This window comes from Streptomyces sp. NPDC047869 (genome assembly GCF_040704065.1).
Taxonomy (GTDB): Bacteria; Actinomycetota; Actinomycetes; order Streptomycetales; family Streptomycetaceae; genus Streptomyces.
In genome coordinates this window covers 41,579-49,610 of record NZ_JBEYRK010000047.1, presented here as the reverse complement: position 1 = coordinate 49,610, position 8,032 = coordinate 41,579, and the positions used below count along the sequence as shown (strand labels likewise).

The 8,032-nt window shown below is 71.3% G+C and carries 7 protein-coding genes and 1 pseudogene; 4 read left to right on the top strand and 4 right to left on the bottom strand.

Features of this window, described 5'->3' with window-relative positions; translation table 11 throughout:
- Window positions 1-256 (bottom strand): annotated as a pseudogene (locus AB0924_RS36625) (cytochrome ubiquinol oxidase subunit I); the annotation flags it as partial.
- On the bottom strand, window positions 253-1,218 hold the full coding sequence (coxB, locus tag AB0924_RS36620) for a cytochrome c oxidase subunit II (RefSeq protein WP_358939052.1): 966 nt from the start codon (window positions 1,216-1,218) through the stop codon (window positions 253-255). The pseudogene AB0924_RS36625 and the gene coxB, both read right to left, overlap by 4 nt.
- Before the next feature lie 290 nt (window positions 1,219-1,508).
- Here coxB and AB0924_RS36615 point away from each other — a divergent pair, with 290 nt between their 5' ends.
- A complete protein-coding gene (locus AB0924_RS36615) occupies window positions 1,509-2,891 on the top strand; it encodes an aminotransferase class V-fold PLP-dependent enzyme (RefSeq protein ID WP_366913756.1) in 1,383 nt (460 codons plus the stop codon).
- 42 nt (window positions 2,892-2,933) lie between these two features.
- Here the strand turns inward: AB0924_RS36615 and AB0924_RS36610 are convergent, their stop codons facing one another.
- Window positions 2,934-3,908 carry a carbohydrate kinase family protein gene (locus AB0924_RS36610; RefSeq protein WP_358939056.1) on the bottom strand — a complete coding sequence of 325 codons (975 nt, stop codon included), beginning with the start codon at window positions 3,906-3,908 and terminating at the stop codon, window positions 2,934-2,936.
- 159 nt (window positions 3,909-4,067) lie between these two features.
- Between AB0924_RS36610 and AB0924_RS36605 the strand changes: the two genes are divergently transcribed.
- On the top strand, window positions 4,068-4,277 hold the full coding sequence (locus tag AB0924_RS36605; protein ID WP_358939058.1) for a hypothetical protein: 210 nt from the start codon (window positions 4,068-4,070) through the stop codon (window positions 4,275-4,277).
- 99 nt (window positions 4,278-4,376) lie between these two features.
- Window positions 4,377-6,113 carry a hypothetical protein gene (locus AB0924_RS36600; protein ID WP_366913755.1) on the top strand — a complete coding sequence of 579 codons (1,737 nt, stop codon included), beginning with the start codon at window positions 4,377-4,379 and terminating at the stop codon, window positions 6,111-6,113.
- 73 nt (window positions 6,114-6,186) lie between these two features.
- Here AB0924_RS36600 and AB0924_RS36595 read toward each other — a convergent pair whose 3' ends face one another.
- On the bottom strand, window positions 6,187-6,543 hold the full coding sequence (locus AB0924_RS36595) for an iron-sulfur cluster assembly accessory protein (RefSeq protein WP_061919812.1): 357 nt from the start codon (window positions 6,541-6,543) through the stop codon (window positions 6,187-6,189).
- A 264-nt stretch (window positions 6,544-6,807) separates the two neighbouring features.
- On the opposite strand from AB0924_RS36595, the gene nadA reads away from it, so the two are divergent.
- The gene (gene nadA, locus AB0924_RS36590; RefSeq protein ID WP_366913754.1) at window positions 6,808-7,992 is read left to right on the top strand and encodes a quinolinate synthase NadA; all 1,185 of its coding nucleotides are present in this window, start codon (window positions 6,808-6,810) and stop codon (window positions 7,990-7,992) included.
- Window positions 7,993-8,032 lie beyond the last annotated feature (40 nt).

Genomic DNA, 8,032 nt, shown 5'->3' with positions numbered 1-8,032 from the left:
CCTGGTTGAACTGCTCGTTCGACATGATCTGCAGGCCCGGACGGGCCAGCTCGGCGCGCATCAGCAGCGCCATCACGCCACCGATCAGGAAGAACGCGAACGAGGTGACCAGATAGAGCGTGCCGATCGTCTTGTGGTCGGTGGTCGTCAGCCACTTGACCACGACGTTTCCAGGCTGCTTGCGCCTGACCGGCAGCTCGTTCTCGTACGAGTCCTCAGCTGCCGCGGCACCCTGGGGTTCGTTGAGGATGCTCACAGGTTGTTCGTCTCCCGGTTCTTCTCGTGGCTCGTCTGCGCGATGCCGGCGGGAATGTAACCGGTCTGCCCCTTCTTGGCGAGGTCCTTGAGGTGCTGCTGGTATCGCTCGGGGGAGACGACCTTCACGTTGAACAGCATCCGGGAGTGGTCGACGCCGCAGAGCTCCGCGCACTTGCCGAGGAAGGTGCCCTCCTTGTTGGGGGTCACCTCGAAGGCGTTGGTGTGGCCCGGGATGACGTCCTGCTTCATCAGGAACGGCACCACCCAGAAGGAGTGGATGACGTCACGCGAGGTCAGGACGAAGCGAACCTTCTGGCCCTTGGGGAGCCAGAGGGTCGGCCCGGGGTTGCCCGTCTGCGGGTTCCGGGTGCCCGGGGTACCGACGTCGTAGACACCGCCGGCGTTGGCCGGGAAGGCGTCCTTGTACCGGTCCGGAATGGCGGACAGGTTCGGGTCGGTCTTGGCGTTGCCGGACGAGCCGGGAACGCTCTCGATGTAGTTGAAGCCCCAGCTCCACTGGAAGCCGACCACGTTGACCGTGACGTCGGGCTTCTTGGAGAGACTCAGGAGCTTCGTCTCGTCCCGGGCCGTGAAGTAGAACAGCACCGAGATGATGATGATCGGGACCACCGTGTACAGGGCCTCGATCGGCATGTTGTACCGGGTCTGCGGAGGAACCTCGACCTTGGTGCGGCTGCGCCGGTGGAACATGGCGCTCCACAGGATCAGGCCCCACACCAGCACGCCGACGGCGAGCGCAGCCGCCCAGGACCCCTGCCACAGGGAGAGGATCCGCGGAGCCTCTTCCGTGGTCGGGGTGGGCATACCAAGGCGGGGGAAGTCTTCCCAGTTGTACGAGCAACCGGTGGCTGTCGCCAGGACCAGGCCCGCGGTCAGTGCCTGCAGCAGCTTCCGCCGCATCGGGCGCCGCGGCGAGCGGTCGGAGCCGTTGGGACTCACGTAGCGCCTTCCCGAGAGTCTCGCCCGCGCTGTACGGCTGCGGCCTTCTCGCTGGTCGGTCGCCGCCCTGCGTCGGGCAGGGGTTTGGATGTTTATGCGGACCAAACCCTAGCCGACGCTCTCCGAGGGTTCGCGGGGAGGGTGCCATACGCGCTGCGGGTCACTCGAAAGCGCCCGGCAGCCCGGGCGGTTTCGGTGCGTTTGCGGCTGCTGGGCACGCGTCGTGGCTGGTCGCGCCGTTCCTCGCGCCCCTTGGGTCACTCGACCTGGCGAAGTCTTACCGTTGCCGTGTGGCTTACTTCGACGCGGCGTCCGCCGCTCCCCTCCATCCCGTCGCCCGGCAGGCTTTGTTGGCCTCGCTCGATGACGGGTGGGCCGATCCCGCCCGGCTCTACCGGGAGGGGCGCAAGGCCCGGATGCTGCTCGACGCGGCCCGGGAGGCGGTGGCCGAGGCCCTGGGGTGCCGGGCGGACGAGGTGGTGTTCGGCTCCTCCGGGACGTGGGCCGTACACACGGGTGCCGCCGGGGCGTTGGCCGGGCGGCGGCGCGTGGGGCGCCACCTGATCGTGTCAGCCGTCGAACACTCCTCGGTCCTCCATTCGGCTGAAGCGTTCGAGGCGGAGGGCGGTTCGGTCCACCGGGTGGCCGTGAACCGGGCCGGGGCGGTGGATGCGTCGGCCTACGCCGCCGCGCTCCGGCCGGACACCGCGCTGGCGTGTCTGCAGTCGGCCAATCACGAGGTCGGGACCGTGCAGCCGGTGGCGGAGGTGGCCGAGGCGTGCCGGGCGGCCGGGGTGCCGTTGCTGGTGGACGCGGCGCAGTCGCTGGCATGGGGGCCGGTCGAGGGCGACTGGTCGCTGCTGGCGGGCAGCGCGCACAAGTGGGGCGGCCCCTCGGGCGTCGGAGTGCTGGCCGTGCGCAAGGGGGTGCGGTTCGCGCCCCAAGGGCCGGTGGACGAGCGGGAATCGGGGCGGGCGCCCGGGTTCGAGAACCTGCCGGCGATCGTGGCGGCAGCCGCCTCCCTGCGGGCGGTGCGGGCCGAGGCGGCTCAGGAGGCGCTGCGGCTGCGGGAGCTGACGGAGCGGATCCGGGCCCGGGTGCCGCGGCTGGTGCCGGATGTGGAGGTGGTGGGCGATCCGGAGCGGCGGCTGCCCGGGGTCGTCACCTTCTCCTGTCTCTATGTCGACGGGGAGGCCCTGCTGCACGAGTTGGACCGGGAGGGCTTCTCGGTGTCGTCCGGGTCCTCCTGCACCAGCGGCACGCTGACGCCCAGCCATGTGCTGAGGGCGATGGGCGTGCTGAGCGAGGGGAACGTGCGGGTGTCGCTGCCGGCGGGGACGCCGGAGGACGACGTTGAGCGGTTCCTGGAGGTGCTGCCCGGGGTGGTGGCGGGCGTCCGGGAGAAGCTGGGCGCGCCTGCGGCCGCACCCGTGACGGCCGTACGGGCAAAGGAGCTGCTCGTCGACTCCCTCGGCATGCGCTGCCCGATCCCGGTCATCGAGCTGGCCAGGGCCTTCGCGGACGTGCCGGTGGGCGGGACGGTCCGGGTCCTGTCGGACGACGAGGCGGCCCGCCTGGACATTCCGGCGTGGTGCGAGATGCGGGGCCAGGAGTACCTGGGCGAGGAGCCCGCGGAGCGTGGCTCGGCCTATCTGGTCCGCCGGGTGAGCTGACGAGGGGGCGGGCAGGGCCCGCCCCCTCGTTCCGGTGAGCGCTCAGCTCAGGTGGGCGCGTACCTCTTCGGCCGCGTCGTGCCCGTACGCCTTGGTGAACCGGTCCATGAAGTGGCCCCGGCGCAGCTGGTACTCCTGGGTGCCGACCGTCTCGATGACGAGGGTGGCCAGCATGCAGCCGACCTGGGCCGCGCGCTCCAGGGAGACACCCCAGGCCAGACCGGAGAGGAAGCCGGCCCGGAAGGCGTCGCCGACGCCCGTGGGGTCGGCCTTGCGCTCCTCCTCCGCGCAGCCGACCTCGATCGGGTCCTCGCCGGAGCGTTCGACGCGGACGCCGCGCGAGCCGAGGGTGGTGATCCGGTGGCCGACCTTGGCCAGGATCTCCGCGTCCGACCAGCCGGTCTTGGTCTCGATCAGGCCCTTCTCGTACTCGTTGGAGAACAGGTACGTCGCGCCGTCCAGCAGTATCCGGATCTCCTCGCCCTCCATGCGGGCGATCTGCTGGGAGAAGTCGGCGGCGAAGGGGATGTTCCGGGAGCGGCACTCCTCCGTGTGGCGGAGCATGGCCTCCGGGTCGTCGGCGCCGATCAGGACCAGGTCGAGGCCGCCGACGCGGTCGGCGACGGTCTTGAGCTCGATGAGGCGGGCCTCGCTCATCGCGCCGGTGTAGAAGGAGCCGATCTGGTTGTGGTCGGCGTCGGTGGTGCACACGAAGCGGGCGGTGTGCAGGGTCTCGGAGATCCGGACCGATTCGGTGTCCACGCCGTGGCGGTCCAGCCAGGCCCGGTACTCGTCGAAGTCGAAGCCGGCGGCACCGGCGAGGATCGGCTTCGTGCCGAGCTGACCCATGCCGAAGGCGATGTTGGCGCCGACGCCGCCCCGGCGGACGTCCAGGTTGTCGACCAGGAAGGAGAGCGAGACCGTGTGCAGCTGGTCCGCGACGAACTGGTCGGCGAAACGGCCGGGGAAGGTCATGAGGTGGTCGGTGGCGATGGAGCCGGTGACTGCGATGCGCACGGCGTGGACTCTCCTGTGGAGTTAAGAGGGGGCGCGCGAGAGCGCTCGTCGGAAGAGGCTGACAGTTCACGCTACCCGGTTGGCACGGGACGCTGAAGCAGGCAAAACTACCTGATAGTAGGTCTTTCTTCATCGCTCCCCCATGCATACGGTGCCGCCATGACGAACCTCAAGGTCCACACGTCCGCTCCGGCCGATCTCGAAGGCGATCTCGCCTCGCTGCGCGGGGACTGCGCCCGGATGGCCCCGCACTGGGCGCCGCCGCGGCGCGCCGGCTCCCGTCCGGTGCCGCCGTCTCTGATCCACGGGGTGACGGTGCCGGCGCGGTCCGCGCGGCTGCTGGACGCGATGTCGGACTACGGCGACTGAGCCGGGGCGCGCGGGCGGGAACCGTGCGCTCCCCTGGCGCGTCCCATCGGCGTTCCCCCTGCCGGGAACGCGGGACACGAGCCAGCGAGGAGCGATGCGGTGAACACCGAGCGACCCGAGAACCCCGAGGATCCGAGGGACTCCGCCGAGCCGGAGGTCTCCGGCGGCGGGACGGCCGGGGCCGCCTGGGCGGCGGACGGCGCGGTCGGTGAGGCCCGCGCGGCGGCGGGCGGGGATGCCGGTGACACCCGTGCGAGGGCCGGCGGGGATGCCGGTGACATCGGCCCGGCGGCCGGCGGGGACGGCGGGGCGAACGCCGGTGAAGCCCGTACGAAGGGCGGCGAGGACGCCGGTGCCATCGGCCCGGCGGCCGACGGGGACGGCGGTGACTGGGCCCGGCGGAGCCGCTCGCGGGTGGTGATCGTCTCGGTCGCCGCGGCCGTTCTGCTGGTGGGTGGCGGGGGCGCGTACCTCGCCGCCGCCGGTGGCGGTGCCGGTCACCGCGCGGACGCGGGCGCGTCCGGTGGGGGCGCGACTCCCTCGCCGCTCCGGCTGGACGGGTGGACGCGGGGCGGTACGGAGGGCATCGCGCCCGGGGAGCCGGATCCCTACGGCGCGACCTATGTGGCGGTGGGCGAGCTGCCGGACGGCCCGGGCTCGGCACCGGTGTACGTACCCGGGGGCGAGGTCGGCAAGGAGCGGGTGGCCCGGCTGGCCGAGGCGCTCGGTGTCGACGGGGCGCCGGTGGCCGAGGGGCCCGGCTGGCGGGTCGGCGGAAAGGACGGATCCGGGCCGGTCCTGCGGGTGAACCGGGCCGCGCCGGGCGACTGGACCTTCAGCCGGTACTCGCCCGGCACCGACGACTGCCGGAAGGTGACCGTCTGCGCGCACGACCCGGCCGCTCCGGCCGCCGACCCGGTGAGCGTGGCCGACGCCGAGAAGGCGGCGGCGCCGGTGCTGAAGGCGCTCGGCCAGGACGACGCCAGGATCGACGCGAGCCGGGTCATGGGCGCGCAGCGGGTGGTAGACGCCGACCCGGTGGTGGGCGGTCTGCCCACCTACGGCCTGACGACCGGCCTGACCGTGGACTCGACGGGCGAACTGGCCGGCGGCCACGGGCAGCTCGCGACGCCGGTCAAGGGCGACACGTACCCGGTGCTGAGCGCGGCCAGGACGCTTGAGCTGATGAACAAGGGCCCGAAGAGCACGCACCGCATGGGGATCGGCGGCTGCGCCAGTCCGGTGCCGCTGAAGGACCGTGACGAGCGGCCGTGCGGCGGATCGACGTCGGTGCCGAAGGCGTCGGACCCGGTGAAGGTGGAGCAGGCGGTGTTCGGACTGGCCGCCCGCTCGTCCGGCGGCCGTCAGGTGCTGGTGCCGTCGTGGCTGTTCGAGGTCCGGGGCTCGACGCCGGGCGGCGGCTTCACGGTGGCGTACCCGGCCGTCGACCCGAAGTACCTGGTGGAGCGGTCCCCGGCCATCGACCCGGGCGCGCTGACCGCGCCGGGCGGGCCGGTGCCCTCGAAGCCGACCGCGACGACCAGGACGGTGAAGGCGGACGGTTACAGCGCCGACGGCCGTGAGCTGAGTGTGAGCTTCACGGGCGGGGTGTGCTCGGAGTACCGGGCGGCGGCGAAGGAGAGCGCGGGCCGGGTGACGGTGACGGTGACGGAGAGGTCGCGCAAGGGCGAGATGTGCGTCGCCATGGGCAAGCTGTACGCGAAGACCGTGCGCCTCGACGCACCGCTCGACGGCCGCCAGGTGGTCGGCAGCGACGGCCGGCGGCTCCCCGAGGTGAAGCGGGCGGAGCCGCGGCCGCGGACCGACGCCCGCTAGGGCTACCCACGAAGCGGCGGCCCCCAGGAGAGGGGGCCGCCGCTTCGTCCGTCAGGCCGTGGCCGTGGCCGGTTCAGCTGAAGGAGTCGCCGCAGGCGCAGGAGCCCGTCGCGTTCGGGTTGTCGATCGTGAAGCCCTGCTTCTCGATCGTGTCCACGAAGTCGACGGTGGCGCCACCGAGGTACGGAGCGCTCATGCGGTCGGTGACGACCTTGACCCCGCCGAAGTCCTTCACCACGTCGCCGTCGAGCGAGCGCTCGTCGAAGAAGAGCTGGTAGCGCAGGCCGGAGCAGCCGCCGGGCTGGACGGCGACACGCAGAGCGAGGTCGTCGCGGCCTTCCTGGTCGAGCAGGGCCTTGACCTTCGACGCGGCGGCGTCGGTCAGGATGATGCCGTCGGTGACGGTGGTGGTCTCGTCCGATACGGACATCTACATCTCTCCCGGGTTGTACGGAGACTGCTTGCCGACGAGTGCAACCGGCGCTTCCGCGGATTCATTCCGGGCCGGGCATTCGCGTGGTCGCGTTTTTGGTTGTCTCTTCATGCTCGCACACGCGCGTGGACACGGACAGCGGCCCGTGGAGCGACCCGGGCGGGATTCACGTCACATGGACACTATGGCCGTCGTCAAAGTGACGTGAAGCGGCTATGATAGATAGCGTCAGTTAGACGAAAAGTAGAAAGGGTGCGTGTCGTGACCACCGCCCAGATCCCGGAGCTCGACGTACAGCCGTCTCCGCTCGCCCTGCTGCTGCTCGGCCGCGAGGCCGACCCCAAGAGCGAGCGGGGTGTCGAGTGCCCCGGCGACCTGCCCTCGCCGTCCGACCCCGACCTGGTGGCGCGCGCCCGTGCGGCCAAGGAGAAGCTCGGCAGCAAGGTCTTCGTGCTCGGCCACCACTACCAGCGCGACGAGGTCATCCAGTTCGCGGACGTCACGGGCGACTCCTTCAAGCTGGCCCGGGACGCGGCCGCGCGCCCGGAGGCCGAGTACATCGTCTTCTGCGGTGTGCACTTCATGGCCGAGTCGGCGGACATCCTGACGTCCGACGGCCAGAAGGTGGTCCTGCCCGATCTGGCGGCCGGCTGTTCCATGGCCGACATGGCCACCGCCGAGCAGGTCGCCGAGTGCTGGGACGTGCTGACCGAGGCGGGCGTGGCCGGGCAGGTGGTACCCGTCTCGTACATGAACTCCTCGGCGGACATCAAGGCGTTCACCGGCAGGCACGGCGGCACCATCTGCACCTCGTCCAACGCGAAGCGGGCCCTGGACTGGGCCTTCGAGCAGGGCGAGAAGGTCCTTTTCCTGCCCGACCAGCACCTGGGCCGCAACACCGCGGTGCGGGACATGGGCATGTCCCTGGACGACTGCGTGGTCTACAACCCGCACAAGCCCAACGGCGGGCTGACCGCCGAGGAGCTGCGCGCCGCGAAGATGATCCTGTGGCGCGGTCACTGCTCGGTGCACGGCCGCTTCAGCCTGGACTCGGTGAACGACGTGCGCGAGCGCATCCCGGGCGTGAACGTCCTGGTCCACCCCGAGTGCCGGCACGAGGTCGTGGCCGCGGCGGACCACGTCGGCTCAACGGAGTACATCATCAAGGCCCTGGAGGCCGCGCCCGCCGGCTCCAAGTGGGCCATCGGCACCGAGCTGAACCTGGTCCGTCGCCTGGCGAACCGTTTCGCTCCCGAGGGCAAGGAGATCGTCTTCCTCGACCGGACGGTCTGCTTCTGCTCGACCATGAACCGCATCGACCTGCCCCACCTCGTCTGGGCGCTGGAGTCCCTGGCCGAGGGCAACCTGGTCAACCGGATCGAGGTCGACAAGGAGACCGAGGCGTTCGCCAAGCTCGCCCTGGAGCGGATGCTGGCGCTGCCGTAACGGTTCACCGGCACACGGCAGGGCCCGGTCCACGCAATCC